General features: G+C 71.3%; 26 protein-coding genes and 1 tRNA gene. 21 read left to right on the forward strand and 6 right to left on the reverse strand.

The window, feature by feature from the left end; genetic code table 11:
* Positions 1 to 39 precede the first annotated feature (39 nt).
* Together AQI70_RS06055 and AQI70_RS37055 are read left to right on the forward strand one after the other, a co-directional pair.
* Entirely contained in the window at positions 40 to 891 is an 852-nt protein-coding gene (locus tag AQI70_RS06055) for a helix-turn-helix domain-containing protein (RefSeq protein WP_062145268.1), read from the forward strand.
* Between the two features lie 10 nt (positions 892 to 901).
* Entirely contained in the window at positions 902 to 1084 is a 183-nt protein-coding gene (locus AQI70_RS37055; RefSeq protein WP_079051165.1) for a DUF397 domain-containing protein, read from the forward strand.
* Positions 1085 to 1529: 445 nt separating this feature from the next.
* On the opposite strand, the gene AQI70_RS37065 is transcribed toward AQI70_RS37055, so the two are convergent.
* The 5 genes from AQI70_RS37065 to AQI70_RS06080 form a co-directional block, all read right to left on the reverse strand.
* Positions 1530 to 1790, reverse strand: coding sequence for a PadR family transcriptional regulator (locus tag AQI70_RS37065; RefSeq protein ID WP_244181493.1), 261 nt, complete (start codon positions 1788 to 1790; stop codon positions 1530 to 1532).
* A 78-nt stretch (positions 1791 to 1868) separates the two neighbouring features.
* Positions 1869 to 2636, reverse strand: a complete 768-nt coding sequence (locus AQI70_RS06065; RefSeq protein ID WP_062146465.1) for an SDR family NAD(P)-dependent oxidoreductase — start codon at positions 2634 to 2636, stop codon at positions 1869 to 1871.
* Positions 2633 to 3106 carry a cupin domain-containing protein gene (locus AQI70_RS06070; RefSeq protein WP_062145272.1) on the reverse strand — a complete coding sequence of 158 codons (474 nt, stop codon included), beginning with the start codon at positions 3104 to 3106 and terminating at the stop codon, positions 2633 to 2635. Before AQI70_RS06070 ends, AQI70_RS06065 begins: the two co-directional genes overlap by 4 nt.
* Complete coding sequence (locus AQI70_RS06075) at positions 3103 to 3738, reverse strand: GNAT family N-acetyltransferase (protein ID WP_062145274.1); 636 nt, start codon at positions 3736 to 3738, stop codon at positions 3103 to 3105. The genes AQI70_RS06070 and AQI70_RS06075 overlap by 4 nt, the downstream gene beginning before the upstream one ends.
* Positions 3731 to 5854, reverse strand: coding sequence for a penicillin acylase family protein (locus AQI70_RS06080; RefSeq protein ID WP_062145276.1), 2124 nt, complete (start codon positions 5852 to 5854; stop codon positions 3731 to 3733). Before AQI70_RS06080 ends, AQI70_RS06075 begins: the two co-directional genes overlap by 8 nt.
* Before the next feature lie 77 nt (positions 5855 to 5931).
* Here AQI70_RS06080 and AQI70_RS06085 point away from each other — a divergent pair, with 77 nt between their 5' ends.
* The 7 genes from AQI70_RS06085 to AQI70_RS06110 all read left to right on the forward strand — a co-directional run bounded on the left by AQI70_RS06085 (position 5932) and on the right by AQI70_RS06110 (position 10129).
* Complete coding sequence (locus tag AQI70_RS06085) at positions 5932 to 6651, forward strand: siderophore-interacting protein (protein ID WP_062145279.1); 720 nt, start codon at positions 5932 to 5934, stop codon at positions 6649 to 6651.
* A 142-nt stretch (positions 6652 to 6793) separates the two neighbouring features.
* On the forward strand, positions 6794 to 7387 hold the full coding sequence (locus tag AQI70_RS06090; RefSeq protein ID WP_062145281.1) for an HhH-GPD-type base excision DNA repair protein: 594 nt from the start codon (positions 6794 to 6796) through the stop codon (positions 7385 to 7387).
* Between the two features lie 60 nt (positions 7388 to 7447).
* On the forward strand, positions 7448 to 8143 hold the full coding sequence (locus AQI70_RS06095) for an HdeD family acid-resistance protein (RefSeq protein WP_062146467.1): 696 nt from the start codon (positions 7448 to 7450) through the stop codon (positions 8141 to 8143).
* 86 nt (positions 8144 to 8229) lie between these two features.
* Complete coding sequence (locus AQI70_RS38370) at positions 8230 to 8553, forward strand: hypothetical protein (RefSeq protein ID WP_062145283.1); 324 nt, start codon at positions 8230 to 8232, stop codon at positions 8551 to 8553.
* A 46-nt stretch (positions 8554 to 8599) separates the two neighbouring features.
* A complete protein-coding gene (locus AQI70_RS40590; RefSeq protein ID WP_279616742.1) occupies positions 8600 to 8725 on the forward strand; it encodes a hypothetical protein in 126 nt (41 codons plus the stop codon).
* Between the two features lie 358 nt (positions 8726 to 9083).
* The gene (locus AQI70_RS06105; RefSeq protein ID WP_003999914.1) at positions 9084 to 9380 is read left to right on the forward strand and encodes a type II toxin-antitoxin system VapB family antitoxin; all 297 of its coding nucleotides are present in this window, start codon (positions 9084 to 9086) and stop codon (positions 9378 to 9380) included.
* 134 nt (positions 9381 to 9514) lie between these two features.
* Positions 9515 to 10129 carry a LytR C-terminal domain-containing protein gene (locus AQI70_RS06110; RefSeq protein WP_062145286.1) on the forward strand — a complete coding sequence of 205 codons (615 nt, stop codon included), beginning with the start codon at positions 9515 to 9517 and terminating at the stop codon, positions 10127 to 10129.
* Between the two features lie 136 nt (positions 10130 to 10265).
* Here AQI70_RS06110 and upp read toward each other — a convergent pair whose 3' ends face one another.
* A complete protein-coding gene (gene upp, locus AQI70_RS06115; protein ID WP_037887664.1) occupies positions 10266 to 10901 on the reverse strand; it encodes a uracil phosphoribosyltransferase in 636 nt (211 codons plus the stop codon).
* Positions 10902 to 10997: 96 nt separating this feature from the next.
* Here upp and AQI70_RS06120 point away from each other — a divergent pair, with 96 nt between their 5' ends.
* The 12 genes from AQI70_RS06120 to AQI70_RS06170 all read left to right on the forward strand — a co-directional run bounded on the left by AQI70_RS06120 (position 10998) and on the right by AQI70_RS06170 (position 20933).
* Complete coding sequence (locus AQI70_RS06120) at positions 10998 to 11192, forward strand: hypothetical protein (protein WP_062145288.1); 195 nt, start codon at positions 10998 to 11000, stop codon at positions 11190 to 11192.
* A 314-nt stretch (positions 11193 to 11506) separates the two neighbouring features.
* Positions 11507 to 12037, forward strand: a complete 531-nt coding sequence (locus AQI70_RS06125) for a tRNA adenosine deaminase-associated protein (RefSeq protein ID WP_062145289.1) — start codon at positions 11507 to 11509, stop codon at positions 12035 to 12037.
* 29 nt (positions 12038 to 12066) lie between these two features.
* The gene (gene tadA, locus AQI70_RS06130; protein WP_062145291.1) at positions 12067 to 12534 is read left to right on the forward strand and encodes a tRNA adenosine(34) deaminase TadA; all 468 of its coding nucleotides are present in this window, start codon (positions 12067 to 12069) and stop codon (positions 12532 to 12534) included.
* A gap of 45 nt (positions 12535 to 12579) precedes the next feature.
* Positions 12580 to 12664, forward strand: a tRNA-Ser gene (locus AQI70_RS06135).
* 316 nt (positions 12665 to 12980) lie between these two features.
* A complete protein-coding gene (locus AQI70_RS39000) occupies positions 12981 to 13154 on the forward strand; it encodes a hypothetical protein (protein ID WP_159042622.1) in 174 nt (57 codons plus the stop codon).
* Positions 13155 to 13237: 83 nt separating this feature from the next.
* Complete coding sequence (gene thyX, locus AQI70_RS06140; RefSeq protein ID WP_003999901.1) at positions 13238 to 13990, forward strand: FAD-dependent thymidylate synthase; 753 nt, start codon at positions 13238 to 13240, stop codon at positions 13988 to 13990.
* Positions 13991 to 14009: 19 nt separating this feature from the next.
* Positions 14010 to 14570, forward strand: a complete 561-nt coding sequence (locus AQI70_RS06145) for an LOG family protein (RefSeq protein ID WP_062145294.1) — start codon at positions 14010 to 14012, stop codon at positions 14568 to 14570.
* Positions 14571 to 14596: 26 nt separating this feature from the next.
* Positions 14597 to 15634 (forward strand): isopenicillin N synthase family dioxygenase, encoded by a 1038-nt coding sequence (locus AQI70_RS06150; RefSeq protein ID WP_244181495.1) that lies wholly within the window; start codon positions 14597 to 14599, stop codon positions 15632 to 15634.
* Positions 15635 to 15666: 32 nt separating this feature from the next.
* Positions 15667 to 16962: an MFS transporter gene (locus AQI70_RS06155; protein ID WP_062145298.1), complete on the forward strand. Its 1296-nt coding sequence runs from the start codon at positions 15667 to 15669 to the stop codon at positions 16960 to 16962.
* A gap of 92 nt (positions 16963 to 17054) precedes the next feature.
* Entirely contained in the window at positions 17055 to 18287 is a 1233-nt protein-coding gene (locus AQI70_RS06160) for an ATP-grasp domain-containing protein (RefSeq protein WP_062145300.1), read from the forward strand.
* Positions 18287 to 19570 (forward strand): ATP-grasp domain-containing protein, encoded by a 1284-nt coding sequence (locus tag AQI70_RS06165; RefSeq protein ID WP_062145302.1) that lies wholly within the window; start codon positions 18287 to 18289, stop codon positions 19568 to 19570. The genes AQI70_RS06160 and AQI70_RS06165 overlap by 1 nt, the downstream gene beginning before the upstream one ends.
* Entirely contained in the window at positions 19560 to 20933 is a 1374-nt protein-coding gene (locus AQI70_RS06170; protein WP_062145304.1) for a uracil-xanthine permease family protein, read from the forward strand. The genes AQI70_RS06165 and AQI70_RS06170 overlap by 11 nt, the downstream gene beginning before the upstream one ends.
* Positions 20934 to 20935: the final 2 nt, after the last annotated feature.

Below are 20935 nucleotides of genomic sequence, written 5' to 3' on the forward strand. Positions count from 1 at the left end.
GTTACAAGAGCGCCGCGTCGCGGCCCGGAAGGAGGCGCCTTGCCACCCACCAACAACCCCACCCTCCGCCAACGGCGTCTCGGCGCCGAACTGCGCAAACTCCGCGAGCGTGCCGGGTTCGCCGTGACCGAAGCCGCGCACCTCGGGGTCAACCAGGGGCGCGTCAGCATGATCGAAACCGGACGTAGCCCCGTCAGCGCCGATCTTGTCCGAGCTGTGGCGTCCGCCTACGACTGCTCGGACGAAGCACTCATTGACGCCTTGGCAGCGATGACCGGACGCCGGGCGCGAGGCTGGTGGGAGGAGTACCGCGAGCATGTACCCGCCGCACTCGTCGACCTGGCCGAACTGGAGCATCACGCGTCCGCGCTGCGCGTGGCACTCGTCATCCACATCCCGGCGCTCCTGCAAACCACCGACCATGCACGAGCCCTCTTCCGGTCAGTGGTGCCGCCGATGCGGCAGTACGAAATCGAGCACCGCCTCACGCACCGCATCAAGCGGCAGGGCCTTCTGCATCGGGCGGATCCGCCCCCGTACACAGCGACCATCCACGAGACGGCGCTCCGCATGGACTTCGGCGGCCCTGTCGTCACCCGTGGTCAGCTCAAGCACCTGATCGACATGAGCGAACTGCCCCACGTCACGGTCCGGGTGATCCCTTTCGGCACGGACCGTTTCCCCACCACCGGCCAGTCCTTCGACTACATCGAGGGATCTGTCCCTCAGCTCGACACGGTCCAGCTGGACTCACACCACGGCGCCTGCGAATTCCTCGATGCTGAAGCACAGTTGAGCAAGTACAGGGCCGTACTGGACCGCATGGAGTCCTGTGCGCTCGACACCGCCAAGACGCGCGACTTCATCCACCATCGCATCCAGGACCTGTGAGGGAACCACCATGCAGACGCTCCACTGGCAGAAGTCCACCTACAGCGGCGACGGCTCGAACTGCGTCGAGATAGCCACCACCCCCACCACCATCCACATACGCGACTCCAAGAACCCCACCGGCCCGCACCTCACCCTCCCGCCCACCGCCTGGGCGCACTTCCTCTCGCACACGGCGGCCATGAGGCGGTAATGCAGTACCGCGGCCAGGCCGGCGGCAAGGCCGACCGCCAGGTTCCTGCCGAACCCCAGGCTGCCGCGCCGCAGCTCCCAGGCGACCGTGACCGCTGCGACGATGGCGAGGAAGGCGACATCGTCCACGCTCACCACCCGTTCGGTGGTCCACCGGAGCAGACACGAGATCAGCATCAGTGAGCCGATCGCACAACAGGCCAGCGCCGCCGTGCGGAGCAGTCGGCGGGCGAACGGAGCGCGGGCCCGCGCCCAGGACGCGGCGAACTCCTTGACGTCGTCGCCCACGACGTCCTGGGGCGTGCGGCCTGCGGCCACCGCGACCTCCAGATGAGCGGAGAGTTCGTCGAGCATCTCCCGGACCGATGCGTCGTCGATGCCCCGGTACTCCCAGTTGCTGCGGCAGACCGCGAGTATCTGCTGGTTCGTCATGGTGCGCTGGTCCGTCACGGTGCGCTTCCCCCTGTAGATTCCCTGTCGTTCAGAACCCGCTCCACACACCCGCTGAAGGCGTGCCATACGTCCCGGCCGCCGGCCAGTTCGGCGCCTCCCGCTTCGGTCAGGCGGTAGTACTTGCGTGGAGCGCCACCGCTGGCCGACGGGGCGCGGTACGAGGAGACGAGCCCCTCCCGCTCCAGCCGGGCAAGCAACGGATAGATACTGCCTTCGCTCACGAGGTCGAGTCCGTTGTCGGCGAGTGCCGCCACGAACTCGAAGCCGTAGCGCGGCCGTTCGGCGATCAGCGAGAGCAGGACTCGACGGCGTGGACAGGCGCCGGCCTCCGGTCACCACGTCGGCCGAGCCGACACCCCGCCGTCCACCACCAGGTCGTGCCCCGTCACCCACGACGCCAGCCCCGACGCCAGGAACACACACGCGTCCCCCACGTCCTCCGGCCGCCCCAGCCTCCCCGTCGGCGCCGCTCGTTCCCACCTCCGCACCCCCTCCGGCCACGCCTCCTCCAGCCCCTGCCGGTCGATCAGGCCCGGCGAGACCGTGTTGACGCGGATGCCGAAGGGGCCGTACTCCAGGGCGGCCGAGCGGGCGTGCATCACCACCGCCGCCTTGGAGGCGGAGTAGTGGGCGTGCAGGGGTGCGGGGCGGGTCGCCTCGATGGAGGCGATGTGGGTCACCGAACCGCCGTCGGGCTGCTCTCGCATGATCTCGGCCGCCGCCTGCGTGCAGGCGAACACGCTCGACAGGTTCGTGTCCACGACCGCCCGCCAGTCCGCCGCGGTCATGCCGCCCAGCTCCTGCGTCGGCTGCACGCCCGCGTTGTTGACCAGCGCGGTCAGGCGCCCGCCACCCCACTCGGCGGCCTCGGCGACCAGCCGTCGGCACGCGTCCTCGTCGGTCAGGTCGGCCTGCAGGACGACGGCCCGGCCGCCCAGCTCCCGGATACCCCCCTCGGCTTCGGCCGCCGCCCGCACCGCTGTACGGCAGTGCAGCACCACCGCCGCCCCCTCCTCGGCGAACCGCACCGCGATCCCCCGCCCGATGCCGCCGCCCGCGCCCGTGACCAGGGCGACCTGTCCTTCGAGGAGTCCGCTCATGGGCGGCACAGTTGCGCGATCCGGGCGGCTTCGGAGGGATAGCGCGCCGTCAGTTCGGCCAGGTCGCCGTGCTCGTAGCCCTCGTAGGTGAAGCCCGGCGCCATCGTGCAGCCGAAGAAGGTCCAGGACCCGCCCCGCACCACCCGCGCGCCCATCCACGTTCCGGCGGGAACGGTGAACTGGATGTGCTGGCCGTCCAGCAGGCGGGGGCCGAGGACCGCGGTGCGGGACGTGCCGTCGGGGGCGAGGAGCAGGAGTTCCAGGGGGTCGCCGAGGTAGAAGTGCCAGATCTCGTCGGACGGCAGGCGGTGCAGGGCCGAGAAGTCGTCCGAGGTGAGCAGGACGACTATCGCGGAGCCCTGCGGCCGGCCGTCGGGCAGCTCGGGCCCCGCCCAGGTGCGGCGGAACAGCCCGCCCTCGCGCGGGATCGGCTCCAGTGCGTAGTGCGCGACGAGGTCTTCAGGGGTCACGCCGGGAAGGCTACCTCCCGGGGGAGGAAGGCCAGTTGGGCGTTCTTCTGCGGGATGTACACGTCCGGGAGGTCGACCTCCGGCAGCACGACCGCCGGGCCCGCCGTGAAGCCCTGCCGGAGGAAGCGGGCGACGGCCTTCTCGTTGCGCACGTCCGGGTCGACCACGACCCGCTGCCGGTCCAGTACGAGGAAGACGTACGACGTGATGACCGTCAGGAGCGCCGAGGTCCAGCCGGGCCGCGCGCCCTCGGGGCCGGCCGGTGCGAGCAGCAGGTGGACGCCGATGTCGCCGGGTCGGACGTCGTAGCACTCGCTGACGCGGTCGGCCTCCGGCTCGTAGGTCTGGAGGAGCGCGACCGGGTCGGCGTCCCGCAGGACCAGGAAGGCGTGATGGGTGTCGAGGGTGGCCATGTGGGCGTAGATCTCGGCGACCTGGTCCCGGGTCAGGCCGTTCATGCCCCAGAAGGAGGCCCGTTCCTCGCTGACCCAGCCGTGCACCACCTCGGCGTCGGCGTGCGGGTCGAGGGGCAGGATGCGGACGGTGCCGAAGCCGTCGACGGCCTGTGCGTGGACGGGCGCACGGTCGGTTTCGCCGGCGGAAGCACGCACGGCCGTGGGCAGCTCAGACATCGGACTCCTTCTCGAACTGGGTGAAGTCGGTGACGACGGGGACCAGGTCTCCCTCCAGCCACAGAGGGAGCTGGTCGCGGTGGTGGGGTGAACCGGGGACTCCGCAGGCGCCGAGCGGCACCACCCAGAGGCTGGCCTCGCGGTCGGCCAGGTCCCAGACGTAACGGGCGGACGGGCCGCGCGCGCTCAGGTCGGTGAGGCCGGGGACCGCGGAGGTGCACAGCACGCAGTCGTGGTCGCCGGAGAGACTCGGTTCGTCGTAGGACGTGGTCGGGAGCGCACGCCAGGGGGCCAGGCGGTGGGTGTCGCCCCAGGTGCCGGTGGGCGGCTGCGCGGCCACCTCCTCGACCGCCGCGCGGACGGTCTCGGCCCGGTCGATGCCGTACAACTCCTCGGCGCTCAGCAGGTGTTCGAGGGCGAAGCCGATGCGCGGGAGCAGGGCCAGCCAGGGGAGGAGGACCTCCGGGTAGGCGGGCGCGACGGACAGCGCGGCGAAGGCCGGGTGCGCGGCGAGTCGTCGTACGACCGCGCTGCGCACCGCCGCGTACAGGGCCGCGGCCTCGCTGGTGGCGTCCATGCGGCGGTCCCAGGCGAGGAGGATCCGCCGGATGCGGGCGGCCTCGGGGGTGAGGGTGCCGATGGCGCTCAGGAGGTCCAGCAGGGGGGCCGCGGAGGCCAGTTGGGTGTCCATGTGGATCGCCGGCATGTCGGCGGCCGTCCAGTGGTCCTTCTCCCCCAGCAGGGCCGTGATGCGGTCGGCGCGGTGCGGCGGGGCGAACTCGACGCCGAGGGGGGTGGCGAGGCCGCGCTGGTTGGCCATGGCGGCGATGCCGTCGGTGAGGCCGCCGCGGGGCGGCTCGTGCCAGCCCTGCCAGTCGTGCCCGGGCTCCCAGGCGGGCACGAGCCGGGTGCGGTTGGCCGCGGAGCGCACCGGCACCCGTCCGGCGACCCGGTGCAGCAGGCCGCCCTCGGTGTCGGCGGCCTGGAGGACGTTGACGGGCTCGGCCCACAGGTCGACGGCACGGTCGACGTCGGCGACCCGGCGGGCGCGCAGGAGCGGGAGGAGCGCGCTGAAGCCCAGGTCGGCGGTGACGCGGGGTGGGTAGCGCAGGGTGATGGCGAGGGGTGGGGCGTCGGCGTCGGGAGCGTCGGGGAGGGCATCGGTCAGCCCACTGGAGAAACCTTCCGGCAGCCCCTCGGGGCCTCCGATGATCACCGGTCCCCGTGCCGTCTCGATCACCTCGACCTCGACCGGCTCCTCCCCCGCCACCTCCACGACCTCCGTGTGCCGCGCGGCGCGCCGCCACACCCCGTCCGGGTCCAGGGCCTCCACCCCGGCCCCCGTGCGCCGCAACCGCTCCCGATACAGGTCCTGGTAGTCGGCCATGGCGTTGGTGATGGCCCAGGCGACCGTGCCGGTGTGGCCGAAGTGGGCGATGCCCGGGACGCCCGGGACGGCGAGGCCGACGACGTCGAACTCCGGGCAGGAGAGGTGGATCTGCTGGTAGACGCCGGGCTCCTCGATGAAGCGGTGCGGGTCCCCGGCGATGATCGCGTGCCCGGTGCCGGTCCGCTCCCCGCTCACCAGCCAGCCGTTGCTGCCGGAGGTGCCGGGCCCGTCGGTGGCGAACAGCCCGACCGCGTCGGCGCCGAGATGCCGTACGACCTGCTCGCGCCAGAGCTTGGCCGGGAAGCCCGCGAAGAGGATGTGGACGCCGAGCCAGACGCCGAGCGGCGTCCAGGGCTCCCAGCGGCCGGGGACAAGGCCGGTCCGGGCGAACTCCGGTGTGCGGGCGGCCCCCTCGGCCAGCCCCTCGTTCACCCCGTCGACGTACGCCCGCACCCAGGCCGCCGTCTCCGCGTCCTGCCCCTCCAGCTCGGCGAAGCAACGTCTCGCCGTGTCGTCGAGGCGGGCCCGTCTGACGAACCGGTCCCAGGGCAGGGCCTCGGCGCCGAGGAAGGACGCGGACGTGCCCTGCGCACGGTGCCGTTCGACCTCCAGCTGCCAGGCCCGGTCGAGGGCGGTGACGCGGCCCTGCACACGGGCGAGTTCCCTCGCCCCGTCCGCGCGGAGATGCGGGATGCCCCAGGCATCGCGGAAGATCTCGCCGGTCACCTGTGTCCCTCCTTTGCTTTAGGTTAGGCTGTCCTAAGTCATTGGTGCGGGAATCGTACGCGAAGGGTGAAGACGCGATGGGGCAGGGGCACGGCTGGGAAGGCGCGGTCCTGAAGCTGCTGCGCGCGAAGGACTTCGTGTTGACGGTGACGGGTGCCGAGGACGTCACCGAGCACTACCGCCGGGTCCACCTCACGGACGGCGGCATGCTGGCGGCGACCGGCGTCCACCCGACCATGTGGGTGCGCCTGTGGTTCGACAACGCGGGCAAGCCCCACCAGCGCGCCTACACCCTGGTCGACCCGGACCCGGCGGCCGGCACCTTCAGCCTGGAGTTCGCCCTGCACGAGGGGTGCGCCAGCGACTGGGCGCGGGCGGCCAAGCCCGGCGACACCATCGAGGCGACCATCCACGGCACCGGCTTCACCGACCCCGACCCCGCCCCCTCCCACGTCTTCGCCGTCGCCGACCCGGCCTCCCTCCCCGCGCTCAACTCCCTGCTCACCGCCCTGGGCCCGGCCCCGGCGACGGTGTGGTTCGAGGGCGAGCGGGACGGCCTGCCCTTCCGCACCGACCCCGCCCGCCACGACATACGGACCCTGCCGAGGCACGACGCCGGCGCCCACCTCGTCGCCGAGGTGAAAGAGGCCCTGCCTGACCTCCTCGACGGCACCCCCGACCCGTACGTCTGGATCGCCTGCGACACGGCGACGACCCGGGCCCTCACCTCGTACGTCCGCAAGGAGCTGGGACTGCCGAAGCAGCGGGTGAACGCGCTGGGGTACTGGCGGGCCTGAACCGGCCGGGCGCCCGGCCCGCCGTGCGCACAGCCCTGCCTGAGCGCAGCCCTCCGTGCGCGCAACCCTCCCTGCGCGCCGCCGCACTACCCCTCCCCCCGGCCCGCGCGCGGCCCGGCCCGCGGCGCGGCATGATCGGGCCATGGACGTCACCCTTCACCTCGCCCAGGATCCGGAAGCCGACGCGCTCCTCGGAAGGTCTCCGCTCGCCGCGCTGGTCGGCATGCTGCTGGACCAGCAGGTGCCGATGGAGTGGGCGTTCAAGGGACCCCGGACCATCGCGGACCGGCTCGGCGCGGACGACCTGGACGCCCACGACATCGCCGCCCAGGACCCGGAGGCGTTCTCGGCGCTGCTGTCGCAGAAGCCGGCCGTGCACCGCTACCCCGGGTCCATGGCCAAGCGGATCCAGCAGCTCTGCCAGTACCTCGTCGAGCACTACGACGGTGACGCCGAGCTCGTCTGGAAGGGCGTCGACGACGGCCGGGAGCTGCTGCGCCGGCTGGAGGAACTGCCCGGGTTCGGCAGGCAGAAGGCGCAGATCTTCCTCGCGCTGCTGGGCAAGCAGCTGGGCGTACGGCCCAAGGGCTGGCAGGAGGCCGCCGGTTCCTACGGCGAACCGAAGTCCTTCCGCTCCGTCGCCGACATCACCGGGCCGGAGTCGCTGGCCAAGGTGCGGGCGCACAAGCAGGAGATGAAGGCGGCCGCCAAGGCGGCGAAGGCGGCCCGGAAGTAGCGTCAGCCGAGTGGCCCGCCCCGAATGGCGGGCCGGGCGGCCTCGTTCGCAGCATGGACCATGAGCGAGGCACCGACCGGCTCACCCTGGGGCCGGGACTACGACGACCGCCGGGTGCACTCCGGCCGCCCGCCCGGGCCCGGGATGTCCCACCCGCCCGGGCCGGGGCCGGCCCATGAGCCCGAGCCGGCCCTTGAGGGCCCCCTGCACGCCCTGTCCCGCGCCGCCTGGCAGGTCGTCCTGGCCACCGGCGCCGCCTCCCTCGTCCTGGGCGTCCTGGTCCTGGTCCGGCCGGGCGCCTCCCTCTTCGCCGCCGGTGTCCTCTTCGGCCTCTACCTGCTGGTCAGCGGCGCCTTCCAGCTGGCCGCCGCCTTCGGCACGCACCGGACGACCTCGCTGCGCGTGCTGGCCTTCGTCAGCGGCTCCCTGTCGGTCCTCCTCGGCCTGTTCTGCTTCCGCCGCCCGATGCAGTCGGTGCTGCTGCTCGCCCTGTGGATCGGCATCGGCTGGCTCATCCGCGGCATCACGCAGACCCTGGCCGCCGCCTCCGACGTCTCCATGCCGGCCCGCGGCTGGCAGCTCCTCCTCGGTGTCGTCACCTTCGTCGGCGGCATCGTGCTGATCGACGCCCCGATCCAGTCGGTCACGGCGCTCACGCTGGTCGGCGGATGGTGGCTGGTGGCGGTCGGCGCCGTCGAGATCGTCACCGGAGCGCGGATACGAGGGCGGGCCCGCCAGGTCCCGCACGAACTGTGACACCCCCCGCGCTCCGGTACGCCGTGCGGGCGGATCTGCCGCCCGGCGCGATGAAGGCCGTACGCCCGCCGGGGAGATGACTTTCCGTGAGTACCGCACGAAGCCGTGTCCGCAGCCGCGCCTGGCTGCGCGTCCTCGTGCTGCTGCTCGCCCTGCTCGTACCGGGCGCACACGCCCAGGCGCACGCCCTGCCCGTGGCGGCCGGTGTCGTCGGCGAGGTCGCCGAGTACGACGTCCTCGACACGGCCGTACGGCCACCTGCCCGCGCCGACCGGCGCAGCACCGTACGGCTGCGACCGGGCCCGGTGCCGCAGCCGCCACCCGGGGTCCCGGTGTGCCCGGCCCGCCCCGTGCCGCCCCGGGCGCCGTACGTCCCGCACATCCTGCGCACTGTGGTCCTGCGCTGCTGACAGACCCCGCGACGAGGTCCGCCAGTACGAGACAAGGAGCACAGCCATGCCCACTGATCCCTACGCCGTTCTGCGTGCCCTGCTGCGCGCGGAGGCCGTGCGCAACTCGCCGAAGCCGCAGGTGCGGAAGGACAAGCCGCAGCAGCCCGCGCAGGAACGCCGGCGCGGCTGACTTCGCCGCGGCGGAGGCGGGGCCCCTGCCGGACCCACCGCCTCCGCCGCGCCGTCCCGCATTGTCCACAGCCTGTGCATACCGGCCCGCGGGTACGTCCTTCCGGGTCTGCGCCACGCGGAAGACACCGACCTCTTTCGGGCGAACGGGGCGCGCGGTCTGCGGGAGGGGGTCGCGGAGCGCCCCGTCCGCCGCCGCGGCCCGCCGCTCCGGCGTCCGTTCGGGCCCGTTCCGGCTTCCGATCGGGGTCCAGTTCCCTCGCCCGTCACCGGTTCGCCCCGCTTTGTCGCAGCTTTTCCAACGCCGCACTCCGTCTCCATGGCTGCGCCCGGAACGTCTTGACCGGTAGGCTTTCCGTGTGATCTTCAAGCGCATCGGAAACGGCCGGCCGTACCCCGACCACGGCCGGGAAAGCACCCGGCAGTGGGCGGACGTCGCGCCGCGCCCGGTCCGCCTCGATCAGCTCGTGACGACCAAGGGCCAGCTCGATCTGGAAACCCTGCTGGCCGAGGACTCGACGTTCTACGGCGACCTCTTCGCGCACGTCGTGAAGTGGCAGGGCGACCTGTATCTGGAGGACGGCCTCCACCGCGCGGTGCGCGCGGCGCTGCAGCAGCGCCAGGTGCTGCACGCGAGAGTCCTGGAACTGGACTGACCCCGGGCTAACGCACTCGGGCGTCAACCAGTTGGCCCTTTCGGGTCGGACTGAGCGGGTCGAATGATCATCTAGTAGGCATCACCGCCCGGGCGCACTACGCTGCGCCCATGAGCATGCTGACTCCCCCGGGCATGGGCGGCCAATACCGGATCAAGGGGGACAAGTACCCGCGGATGCGCCCTCCCCGGCGGCGCGGGAGGCTCGTCGTCCTCGCGGTCGCCTCCGCTGCCGTACTCGGCATGATCGGCTGGGGCACACTGCAGCTCATCGACGTCTTCACCGGCGGCGGCAGAAAGGCTTCGGCAGCCGGCCCGAAGGTTGACTGCGGGACCGGGGCCACTCCCTCGGCCACCTCCCCGGCGGCGCTGCCCAAGCCGGGCGGGATCACCGTCAACGTCTTCAACGCCACGACCCGCAGCGGACTCGCCAAGCAGACCGCGGACGAGCTGAAGAAGCGCGGCTTCAAGATCGGTGACGTGGGGAACGCGGACAAGAAGTTCGACAAGAAGGTCAAGGGCACCGGGATACTGCTCGGCCCGGCCGCGTCCTTGAACACCTCACTGCCCGTCCTCGCCACCCAGCTCACCGCCGCCGAGCTCCGCACCGACGCCGCCCGCAAGGGCGCGGACGTCGACCTGATCCTCGGCAACGGCTTCAAGGAGCTGACGAAGAAGGCGGACGCCGACAAGGCACTGACCGCGCTGGCCGAGCCGAAGCCGACGGCCACTTCTTCGAAGAGCTGCTGAGAAGCGCCCCGTCAGGGGCGCTCAGGGGAGCGGGGCGGTATCGATACGCGGCTCAGCCGCGTGGGCGCCACCAGCCACAACGGACCGGCAGCCGCCGCACGTCCCTACGGCGCTGAAGCGCTATGCCGCCCGCGCGTTACTCGGCCGCGCCGTAAAGGCGATCCCCCGCGTCCCCCAGCCCCGGCACGATGTACCCGAGCTCATTCAGGTGGTCGTCCACGGCCGCCGTCACCACCGTCACCGGCGTCCCCGCCAGCTCCCGCTCCATCAGCTCGACCCCCTCGGGGGCAGCGAGCAGCACGACGGCGGTCACGTCGTCGGCCCCGCGCTTGATCAGCTCCTGGATCGCCGCGACCAGCGTGCCACCGGTGGCGAGCATCGGGTCCAGGACGTACACCTGACGGCCGGAGAGGTCCTCGGGCATGCGCGTGGCGTACGTGGAGGCCTCAAGCGTCTCCTCGTTGCGGATCATGCCCAGGAAGCCCACCTCGGCGGTCGGCAGCAGCCGGACCATGCCGTCCAGCATGCCGAGGCCGGCGCGCAGGATCGGCACCACCAGCGGGCGGGGGTGGGAGAGCTTGACGCCGGTGGTGGTGGCGACCGGCGTCCGGATGTCGACCGCTTCGGTGCGCACGTCCCGCGTGGCCTCGTAGGCGAGCAGGGTGACCAGCTCGTCGGCGAGCCGACGGAAGGTCGCGGAGTCGGTGCGCTGGTCGCGCAGCGTGGTGAGCTTGTGGGCGACCAGAGGGTGGTCGACGACGTGGAGACGCATGTCCACAACAGTAACGGTGCTCGCGTCCCCCTCGCGCTGGCATCAAACCGCCCATCGGAGGGAAAGTGGGAGGGACGTACCGGGGGTGGTGAGCCTATGCCTGATCCTGAGTCCCCAGAGGATCCCACGCAGGACACGCCGGAGGAGACCGACGCCGCGCGCCGTCGGCGCCGGGCCCAGTTCCTGCGGGATCTCGCCGAGGCCCGCGAACTGCGGGACCGCGTCCAGCCGCGCCGCGCCAAGGTGGCCCGCCTGCGCCACGCGATGCGTATGCGAACGTTCCGCTGGTAGGGCGAGGTGCCGGGGAAGATCACGGTCCTCGGCCGCGTTGCAGCGGTGGACGTGCGTGGACACCTGGAAAAGCCGCGTACGATCCGCACGTGGCGGCAACGACTGTGCTGGTGAGTCCTTCACGGACATGCTCGCGGAGCCCCTGGGGCCGACGCGATCAAAACTGCCGGACACAGGGAGCCGAAGACGTCCCCTGAACGCATTGTTTCTGCCACGATTCCGAGTGGGTGGGGCTCGGACCCGAAACCGTCCCGCCCAAACCTCCGCCGGGGGGACCCCCAACCGGCACGCCTATGACCAGTGGGAGAGTCACGGTGTACTTCGCCGCACTGCTCGCGCGCACCGAAGACGGGTGGGAAGCGAGCGACACAGAGCTCGACGATGTGGAGACCCTGTCGGATCTGGCCGACCTGGCCCGTGAAGCCTCACCCGAGGACGACACGGTGCTCGTGCTCATCGAGCAGGAGGACGCGTGGTTCGGCGTCGTCCGCGTCGACGGCGAGGACGACCCTCGTATCTACGTCTCGGACGCCGCCGCCGCTGCCCGCAGCAGCTACGGCGAGATCCTGCTCACCGACGAGTTGCTCGGCCGGGAACCCGGCGACGACGGCCCCGACCTGGACGCCCTCGACCTCGACGGCACGGAGGAGCCGGACGGCGACTCCGACGACGACGAGGACGGCGGTACCGCCGAGGCGGTCCCGCACAGCCCCGTCGGCGACGCCGAGATCCTCGACGACCTCGGCGTCAGCGAGAAGGAGCTGAAGGCCCTGGACGCCGACGACGCGCTCAACGCGATCGCCGAGGCCCTGGGCGCCTCGGAGGTGCTGGAGACCGTCCGCTGACCCCGTTCGAGAGGGGGCCGGCGCCCGAGATGCCCGACCCCGTACGCGACCGCTGGCGAGCCGCGATGCGGCTCGCCCTGGCCGAGGCCGAACTGGCCGTCCGGGGCGGGGACGTCCCCGTCGGCGCCGTCGTGCTGTCCGCGGACGGTACGACCGTGCTCGGCGCCGGCCACAACGAGCGCGAGGCGACCGGCGACCCGACCGGCCATGCCGAGGTGCTCGCGATCCGCAGGGCCGCGGCGAAGGCCGGCGAGTGGCGGCTGTCCGGCTGCACGCTCGTCGTCACGCTGGAGCCCTGCACCATGTGCGCGGGCGCCATCGTGCAGTCCCGTGTGGACCGGGTCGTCTACGGCGCCCGCGACGAGAAGGCCGGCGCGGCCGGCTCCCTGTGGGACGTCATACGCGACCGGCGGCTCAACCACCGGCCCGAGGTGATCGAGGGCGTTCTCGCCGACGAGTGCGCCCGGCTCCTCACGGACTTCTTCCGCACCCGGTGAATACCGATTTCGGAGCAGGGCCCACCGTGCTGTAAGGTCTCCCTCGGTAGCGTGTCCGAGCGGCCGAAGGAGCTCGCCTCGAAAGCGAGTGTGGCGCAAGTCACCGAGGGTTCAAATCCCTCCGCTACCGCTCAGGAGAGTGGCCCCCGACCTGCTTTCGCAGGTCGGGGGCCACTGTCGTTTCCGGGGCCGGGCGGGACGTGGCCTTCGCCGAGGGTGCCTCGCGTGTCCGTAGCGGTACCACGCCCCGCCCCATGGCGGCCCTCCGCGACCTCGCGCGAACCGGCCACGCTCGCCGGCTTCTCGATCTCGGAATCCGAGAATCCGTGAGCCTCGCAGATCCGTGCAGTGCAAGGACATGATCCTTTCGGCGTTCCCCCGCTCGGCGAATTATTTCCGCAGACGCCGCAGACACGAGACAGCGGAATCCAGGGGGAAACAGACACATGGAAAAGATTCAGCCACTCGACCGGATCGGTTCTGCCGTCGGGCGGGTCCTGATGATCTCCGGCATGGCGTGCAGCGTACTGCTGGCCGTGAACAGCGACGAGGTAATTCGGAATGAATCCCTCCGCTCGGATCAGGCGTCAGTCGCCGTCCTTGACCCCGGATGGGACTGACCGGTCCAGCGTCCATTCGCATTTCACGAATGCCCCGCGGCGGAAAACACCGCCGCCCTGCACACGCCCGAGGAGACAGACAGATGACCGTGACCCCCGTCCACCCGGCCGAGGCCACTACCGGCCCGGAGATAGAGCTGCGCAGCCGCATCACGGTTGAGCTCGTCGACCACGCCGCCAGCGACATCGGCGTGGTCCGTGCCGCGCGAGTGTCCACCGCCGGCGAGCGCGCCCACCGCGAGGAGCGCGGCGACGACTACATCGGTGGACTCATCCGGTACCTGATGCGCAGCCGCCACGGCAGCCCGTTCGAGCACAACTACATGACGTTCCTCGTCAACGCGCCGATCTTCACGATCCGGCACATGATGCGACACCGCACCTGGTCCTTCAACGAGGAGAGCGCCCGCTACAAGGACCTGGAATCGGTCTTCTACGTACCGGACAGCGACCGGCTGCTGAAGCAGGAGGGCAAGCCGGGCCACTACCAGTACGTCCCCGGCACCGAGGAGGACCACGAGTTGGTCACCACCTCGGCAAGCACCGCCTACCGGGCCGCCTTCCGCGAGTACCAGCGCATGCTCGACGCCGGCATCGCCCGCGAGCTGGCCCGCACCGTGCTCCCGGTGGCCACGTACTCGACCGTGTACGCGACGTGCAACGCCCGCTCGCTGATGCACTTCCTGTCGCTGCGCACCAACCGCGCCGACGCCACGTACGTGTCCCACCCGCAGCGCGAGGTGGAGATCGTGGCCGAGCAGATGGAGAGCGAGTTCGCCCGCCTCATGCCTCTCACCCACGCCGCCTACGAGAGTTACGGGCGCGTCAGCCCCTGATCTTCCCGGAGGAGGACGCATGCGTATCACCGTGTACGCCGGATCGGCACTGGGCAACCGGCCGATCTACCGGGAGGCAACGGAACAGTTCACCCGCGAGGTGGTCCGCGCGGGCCACGAGATCGTCTACGGCGGCGGTGCCGTCGGGCTCATGGGCGTGGTGGCCGACACCGCGCTCGCCGAGGGCGGCCGGGTCACCGGCGTCATGCCCCGGTCACTGGTGGACGCCGAGGTCGCGCACCGCCGTCTCACCGAGTTGCACGTCGTGGATTCGATGCACGAGCGAAAGCAGCTGATGGCGGATCTGGGCGATTGTTTCGTCGCCCTTCCCGGCGGTGTCGGGACCGTCGAGGAAATCCTCGAGGTATGGGCCTGGCTGGTGCTCGGACACCACCAGAAGCCGGTGACCCTGCTGAACGTCGGGGGCTATTGGGACCGTCTCGTCCGCATGTCCCAGCGGATGGCGATGAGCGGATTCCTGCGGCCCGAGGAAGAGGGCTCCCTGCTGCCCATCGCGAATTCCGCGGAACTCTTCACCGCGCTCGGCCAGTGGAAGCCCCCGCCACCGCGCTGGGGATGAAAACGGAGTGAATAGGAGTGGAATAAGTGACAGTCAATACGGCCGATTCGCCGGTGACCGTCCTTGACGGATACGTCCCCGTCATCGATCTCAGCGGTGCCCGCTCGGGGGACCCACAGCGTCGCGTCGAGGTCGCCAGGACCATCGACGAGGTGTGCCGCACCAGCGGCTTCCTGGTCGTGGTCGGCCACGGAGTGCCCGAGAGTGTGATCTCGGAGATGTACCGGGCCACCCGCGAGTTCTTCGCGCTGCCGATCGAGGAGAAGAACAAGCTGCTGGCCGACCCCGCCGACCCGCTGATGCGCGGATTCGGGCGGAAGGGCAGCCTGGCGGCCTCCAACGCGGACGCCTCCGTCCCGCAGGAGCGCGCCCTGCCGGACATCTCCGAGACGTACACCTACAACCGGCTGGGCGAGCCGACGGCCGTCGACGCGCTCCCCGCGGACGCCGACCCGCGGCTGCGGACCGCCAACCGCTGGCCGGAACTGCCGGGCTTCTCCGAGGCGTACCGCGCCTACTACGCGGCCATGGAGACGCTCGCCACCGAGATCATGCGGCTGTTCGCGCTCGGCCTGAACCTGCCGGAGCACTGGTTCGACGACAAGATCGACCAGCACATGACCAACCTGACGGCGAACTACTACCCGCCGCAGCCGGTCGCCCCGCTGCCCGGCCAGCTCCGCAAGGGCGTCCACAGCGACTGGGGCAGCCTCACGATCCTCTACCAGGACGAGGCCCCCGGCGGCCTCCAGGTCCTGGACCGGGCCAACGACACCTGGCTGGACGTCCCCGTCGTCGAGGGCTCGTTCGTGATCAACATCGGCGACCTCATGGCGCGCTGGACCAACGAGGCATGGGTCTCCACCGTCCACCGGGTCACCAACCCCAGCCGCGCACAGGCCCACACCGAGCGGTACTCGATGCCGTTCTTCCACCAGCCCAACTACGACGCGCTCATCGAGTGCATCCCCACGTGCACCGGGCCGGACAACCCGCCGAAGTACGCACCCGTGCGCTCGGGCGAGTACATCACCGGCAAGTTCCGCCGCGCCTACGGCGACTGACCAGGCGTCATCCACAGTAGAGACAGGAAGTCATGGAGCAGAGCACACCTGCGCCGACACAGCGAAAGGGGTTCCGGGAGGCCCTCGGGCTGCCGGATCTGACCGGTAACCGCCGGTTCCTCACAGCGAACATCATCGACAGTCTGGGCAACGGACTCGTCCTGGCCTTCACCGTCGTCTTCTTCGTCAAGACGACCTCCTTGCCCCTGGTGGAGATCGGCGCGGCGCTGACCCTGGGCCGCCTGCTCTGCCTGCCGGTCCCTGTCCTGGTCGGCCCGCTGCTGGACCGCTTCGGGTCCCGGGCGGTCGTCGCCATCGGCAACGTCGTGTCCTGTGTGGGCTTCCTGGGGTGCCTCTTCTCCAGCCAGGCATGGCACATCGTGATCGCCCAACTGCTCGTCCAGACCGGCTCCAACGTCTACTGGACGTGCAGCCGTGACCTGGTCGTGCTCGCCGCAAAGGACGGCGAGCGCACCCGGTGGTTCGGCCTCATCGGCTCGCTGCGCAACATCGGCGGCGGGTTCGGCGCGGCGGCCGCGGCCATCGCCCTGGCCGTCGCCGACACCGCCGGCCTGCGGGGCGTGGTCCTGGGCAGCTCGCTGGCGTTCCTCGTCGCGAGCTGGCTGATCGCGAGCTGGAAGCCCGCCGGGTCCGACGCGGCCGCCGTCGGCGGGAAGTCGGTGGGCCGGTCCGCGCAGGACCGCCCCTCCGGTGGCTACCTGGACGTCCTCAAGGACGGCGCGTACATGCGGCTCGTGGCCGCCAACCTGTCCTTCGTCTTCGCGGCCATGGTCCTGCCGGTGCTGCTGGCCGTCTACGTCACCGAGGCACTGGACACCGGCGCCTGGATCGCGGGCGCCCTGGTCGTCCTCAACATGATCCTGGTCGCCCTGGTCAACACGGTGGTCACTCGCTGGACGGAGAACCGTCGGCCGGCCCGGGTGCTGGCGCTGGCCGCCGTGACCAACGCCGTGGCCTTCGCGATCTTCGGCGCCCTGGCCGTGCTGCCGTCCTGGGCCGTGGTGGCCGGTCTGATCCTGGCCACCCTGGTCTACACGGTCGCCGAGGTGGTGGGCACCCCGCCGTCCAACGTGCTGAGCGTGTCGCTGGCGCAGGAGCACATCCGGGGCCGTTACCTGGCCGCCTTCCAGCTCTCCTGGACCATCGGCGGCGCGCTGGCGCCCGTCGTGCTCACCGCCCTGCTCGACGTCGGCCCTGTCTGGCCATGGGTGTTCCTGGCCGTGGCGAGCGTGCTGGCGGTGCCGCTGAGCCTGGGCCTGCGGGAGCCCTCCGCCGAGCCGGAACCGGCGCCGGCAGCGGCGAACTGACCGCGCTCACCGGACCCGCCCACCGGATCCCCGGGCCGCCCGGCCCGACCGCCCCGCCTCCATCCCACGAACGTCAACACGAGGAACGGCTCATGAGGAAAGTTCTGATCATCGAGGTACTCGGCACCGCGGGCGAGGACCTGCTCGACGCCGCGCAGGAACTCGGCGTGGAGGCGATCGTCGCCACCCACGAGGACGTCTACGAGGACTACAGCCCCGAGGTCAAGGCGAAGATCTCCGAGGTGGTCTTCACCGACTTCTCCGACCAGGACAAGGCGGTGGAGCAGCTCACCGAGTACGCGCGCGAAGCCGGGGTGAACGGCGTGGTGGCCTGCTGGGAGTTCCTCTCCCCGGTCGTCACCCGGCTCGCCGCGGCCCTGGGCCTGCCGGGCCACCGGGTCGACCTCGCCGACGCCTGCCGCAACAAGCGACTGATGGCCGAGGTGTTCGGCGAGGCCGGCGTCCCCGCACCGCGGACGCTGACCGCACACTCCCTGGCCGAGGCCGAGGCCACGATCCGAGACAGCGGCCTGGAATACCCGGTGGTCGTCAAGCCCGCCGAGAACGCCGGTTCGGTCGGCGTCTCGGTCGTCCACTCGGCGGCCGAGCTCCAGGAGGCGTTCGAGTCGGCCGGGGCCTGGCCGGTGGAGTTCCCGCACGGCATCCCGCTCGACACCACCGTGCTCATCCAGGAGTACCTCGGGGGCAAGGAGTTCAGCGTGGAGTCCGCGGTCCACCGCGGGACCATCCACCACCTGGCCGTGACCGAGAAGTTCACCACCGACGACGCCGCCCGGGCCGAGACCGGGCACACCGTGCCCGCCGCGCTGGCCCCCGCAGCCCGGGAGGCCGTACTGGACACGGTGGAGAAGGCCCTGAAGGCCCTGGGCTTCACCGACGGCATCGCCCACCTCGAACTGAAGCTGCTGCCCGAGGGCGTCGCGAAGGTCATCGAGGTCGGCGCCCGCCCGCCGGGCGACCACATCATGAAGCTCGTCCGCCATGCGCTCGGCGTCAGCGAGCCCCGCGCGTACCTCCAGATAGCCCTCGGCGACACGCCGGACCTCACCCCCACCCACGACGGCGCCGCCGCGATCCGGTTCTTCACCCCGCCCCGGGCCGGCATCTTCAAGGGCCTGCACGGGCTGCCCGAGGACCCGGCCGTCATCGAGACGGTCCTGTACCGGGAGCCCGGCGACGAGTTGAAGGACGCCCGCGACAACCTCGCCCGGGTCGGCCAGGTCATCCTGCGCGCCGACTCCGCCGAAGAGGTCAACCGGCTGGCCGACGCGCTGCTCACGGCCGTCACGGTCGAGGTCGAGTGATGAGACGGATCGCGTTCCTCCGCTCCATCGAGGTGCAGCAGGCCGCCCCCTACCTGGACGCGCTGCGGGACCTCCCGGACGGAGCCGAGGCCAGGCTCTTCTACACCGACGGCCACTGCGGCCCGGAGGACTTCCCCGGCACCGCCGAGCGCCTGAAGCCCGACATCACCCCGGACGAACTGGCCGATCGGCTGCTCGAATGGGGCGCCGACGGGGTGATCTCGCTGTCCATCCCGGACGAGCACGCGATGCGGGACGCCCTGGTGAAGGAGCTGCTGGCCGACGCGGGCGTGCCGGTGGTGATGACCGGTGCCGACGCCACGCACCTGCTCTCCGACAAGTGGGAGACCAAGCGGCTCCTCACGGAGCACGACCTGGTCACCCCTGAGGGCCTGCTGATCGACGGCGACCTGCTCAACAGCCGGGCCCTGCCCGTCCCCGCCTACGCCACCTTCCTGCGGTGGAAGGCCGCACAGCTCGGCTACCCGGTGCTGTGCAAGCCGCTGTGGGACTGCATGGGCAACGGGATCTCCTTCCTGGCCGGTCCCGAGGACCTCGACCGGTACCTGCTCAACCCGCACGACGGCAACGTGGTCATGGAGCGCTGCGTCAGCGGAGACCTGTGCTCGGTGGAGATCCTCGGCCGGCCCGGCGACTACCTCGTCCAGCCCCTGTGCTGGATGGGCCCGGCCGGCGGCGAACCGGAGTTCGCCTTCGGACAGCTGCGCTACTCGGCTCCGCGGCCCGCCGCCGACGCCGCCTTCGCCCCGGTCGCGGAGCGACTCACGAAGCTCTGCACCCGGCTCGGCGTCCACGGCGCCGTGGACGTGGACATGATCTACAGCGGGGGCACCTACCACATCCTGGAGATCAATCCCCGGGTGTCGGGCGCCACTTCGCTGTCGATCGCGGGCTCCTCGGTGAACACGTACGCCCAGCTGGTGAAGTTGCTCGACGGCACCTGGAGTGCGGCACAGGCCGCGGCCTCGGCCCACCGCCGGCTGGCCTTCCAGTTCCCGGTCGCCGAGCTGACCGCCGAACGGCTGGCGGCGGCCCGGGCCCGGCTGAACGTGGTCCGCGCCAACGACTTCCACATCGGCGGCCGCACCCACCCCAACATGCTCATCACCTGCGAGTTCGCCGATGCCCCGGCACTGGGCGCGGCACTTGACGGACTCCAGGCCCAGCACGGCCTCACCACCCCCGACGTGATCGCCGGGATCAAGGAGCTGACCGCCCGCGCCCTGGCGGAGCGGCAGGAGGAGGCCCACCGTGTGGCGTGAGCGGCTGGGGCTGCGCTGGACCGTCCACGGGAACGGCTCGGCGCCGCTGCCCGGCGCCTCGGTCATGCCCCACGAGCGGCTCAGCTGGTCCCGGACCGCGGGCATCGGAGCGCAGCACGTGGTGGCCATGTTCGGCGCCACCTTCGTCTTCCCCATCGTCATGGGCCTGGACCCGAACCTGGCCATCCTGATGTCCGGGGTGTCCACCGCGCTGTTCCTGCTGGTGGTCCGGGGCAGGGTGCCCAGCTACCTGGGTACCAGCGCCGCCTTCGTCGGGGCGGTGGCCGCGATCCGGGAGGCCGGTGGCGGCAGCGCCCTGGTCACCGGCGCGATCATGGTGTCGGGCCTGGTCCTGGCCCTGGCCGGGCTGCTGGTGCACCGGGCCGGCGCCACACTCGTCCACAGGCTCTTCCCCCCGGTTGTGTCCGGTGCCGTGGTGCTGCTGATCGGCTTCAATCTGGCGCCGGTGGTGGCGGAGATCTACTGGCCGCAGGACCAGTGGGTGGCCCTGCTGACCATGGCGGTGGTGCTGGCCGGCGGAGTACTGCTGCGCGGCTTCTGGGGCCGGATCTCGGTCCTTCTGGGCCTGGTCTTCGGCTTCGCCCTGTCCTGGGTGCTCGACCGGATCAGCGGCCCGCTGACCGGACCGGACGCCACCGGCAAGGTCAGCGAGCACTTCCGGGTGGACTTCGACCCGGTCGCCGCGGCCGACTGGTTCGGCCTGCCCTCGCTGCACGCACCGGCGTTCTCCACCTCGGCGGTCCTGCTGGCCCTGCCCGCGGTGATCGCGCTGGTCGCCGAGAACACCGGGCATGTGAAGGCCGTGGCCGAGATGACCCGGAGCGACCTGGACGGCTCGCTCGGTCGTGCCCTGGCCGCCGACGGGCTGGCCACCGCCCTCTCGGCGAGCGCCGGCGGCTCGCCCACCACCACCTTCGCCGAGAACATCGGGGTGATGGCCGCAACCCGGGTGTACTCCACCGCCGCCTACTGGGTGGCGGCCGGCACCGCAGTCCTGCTGGGCCTGTGCCCGAAGTTCGGCGCACTGGTGGCCGCGACGCCCGGCGGGGTGCTCGGCGGCATCACCGTAGTGCTGTACGGCATGATCGGGCTGCTCGGGGCGAACATCTGGGTGAAGAACAAGGTGGACTTCACCGAACCGGTGAACCTCGTGCCGACGGCCGCCGGAATCGTCGTCGGCATCGGTGGGGTCACCCTGGACGTCACGGACAGCTTCTCGCTGTCGGGGATCACCCTGGGCACCCTGGTCGTGCTGCTGGGCCACCACCTGCTGCGGCGCGGCTCGGGGGCTCCCGCACCTTCCGGCGACGACGTCAAAGAGCAGAGGAAGCAATTCGTATGAGC

Origin of the sequence: Streptomyces curacoi (assembly GCF_001513975.1) — a bacterium.
Classification (GTDB): Bacteria; Actinomycetota; Actinomycetes; order Streptomycetales; family Streptomycetaceae; genus Streptomyces; species Streptomyces curacoi.

Bases quoted from the DNA above. Each gene is read 5' to 3' on its own strand.
- AQI70_RS37055 (WP_079051165.1), top strand. From the start codon at position 902: ATGCAGACGCTCCACTGGCAGAAGTCCACCTACAGCGGCGACGGCTCG.
- AQI70_RS06065 (WP_062146465.1), bottom strand. From the start codon at position 2,636: ATGAGCGGACTCCTCGAAGGACAGGTCGCCCTGGTCACGGGCGCGGGC.
- AQI70_RS06075 (WP_062145274.1), bottom strand. From the start codon at position 3,738: ATGTCTGAGCTGCCCACGGCCGTGCGTGCTTCCGCCGGCGAAACCGAC.
- AQI70_RS06085 (WP_062145279.1), top strand. From the start codon at position 5,932: ATGGGGCAGGGGCACGGCTGGGAAGGCGCGGTCCTGAAGCTGCTGCGC.
- AQI70_RS06090 (WP_062145281.1), top strand. From the start codon at position 6,794: ATGGACGTCACCCTTCACCTCGCCCAGGATCCGGAAGCCGACGCGCTC.
- AQI70_RS06095 (WP_062146467.1), top strand. From the start codon at position 7,448: ATGAGCGAGGCACCGACCGGCTCACCCTGGGGCCGGGACTACGACGAC.
- AQI70_RS40590 (WP_279616742.1), top strand. From the start codon at position 8,600: ATGCCCACTGATCCCTACGCCGTTCTGCGTGCCCTGCTGCGCGCGGAG.
- AQI70_RS06110 (WP_062145286.1), top strand. From the start codon at position 9,515: ATGGGCGGCCAATACCGGATCAAGGGGGACAAGTACCCGCGGATGCGC.
- upp (WP_037887664.1), bottom strand. From the start codon at position 10,901: ATGCGTCTCCACGTCGTCGACCACCCTCTGGTCGCCCACAAGCTCACC.
- AQI70_RS06120 (WP_062145288.1), top strand. From the start codon at position 10,998: ATGCCTGATCCTGAGTCCCCAGAGGATCCCACGCAGGACACGCCGGAG.
- tadA (WP_062145291.1), top strand. From the start codon at position 12,067: ATGCCCGACCCCGTACGCGACCGCTGGCGAGCCGCGATGCGGCTCGCC.
- AQI70_RS39000 (WP_159042622.1), top strand. From the start codon at position 12,981: ATGGAAAAGATTCAGCCACTCGACCGGATCGGTTCTGCCGTCGGGCGG.
- thyX (WP_003999901.1), top strand. From the start codon at position 13,238: ATGACCGTGACCCCCGTCCACCCGGCCGAGGCCACTACCGGCCCGGAG.
- AQI70_RS06145 (WP_062145294.1), top strand. From the start codon at position 14,010: ATGCGTATCACCGTGTACGCCGGATCGGCACTGGGCAACCGGCCGATC.
- AQI70_RS06155 (WP_062145298.1), top strand. From the start codon at position 15,667: ATGGAGCAGAGCACACCTGCGCCGACACAGCGAAAGGGGTTCCGGGAG.
- AQI70_RS06160 (WP_062145300.1), top strand. From the start codon at position 17,055: ATGAGGAAAGTTCTGATCATCGAGGTACTCGGCACCGCGGGCGAGGAC.
- AQI70_RS06165 (WP_062145302.1), top strand. From the start codon at position 18,287: ATGAGACGGATCGCGTTCCTCCGCTCCATCGAGGTGCAGCAGGCCGCC.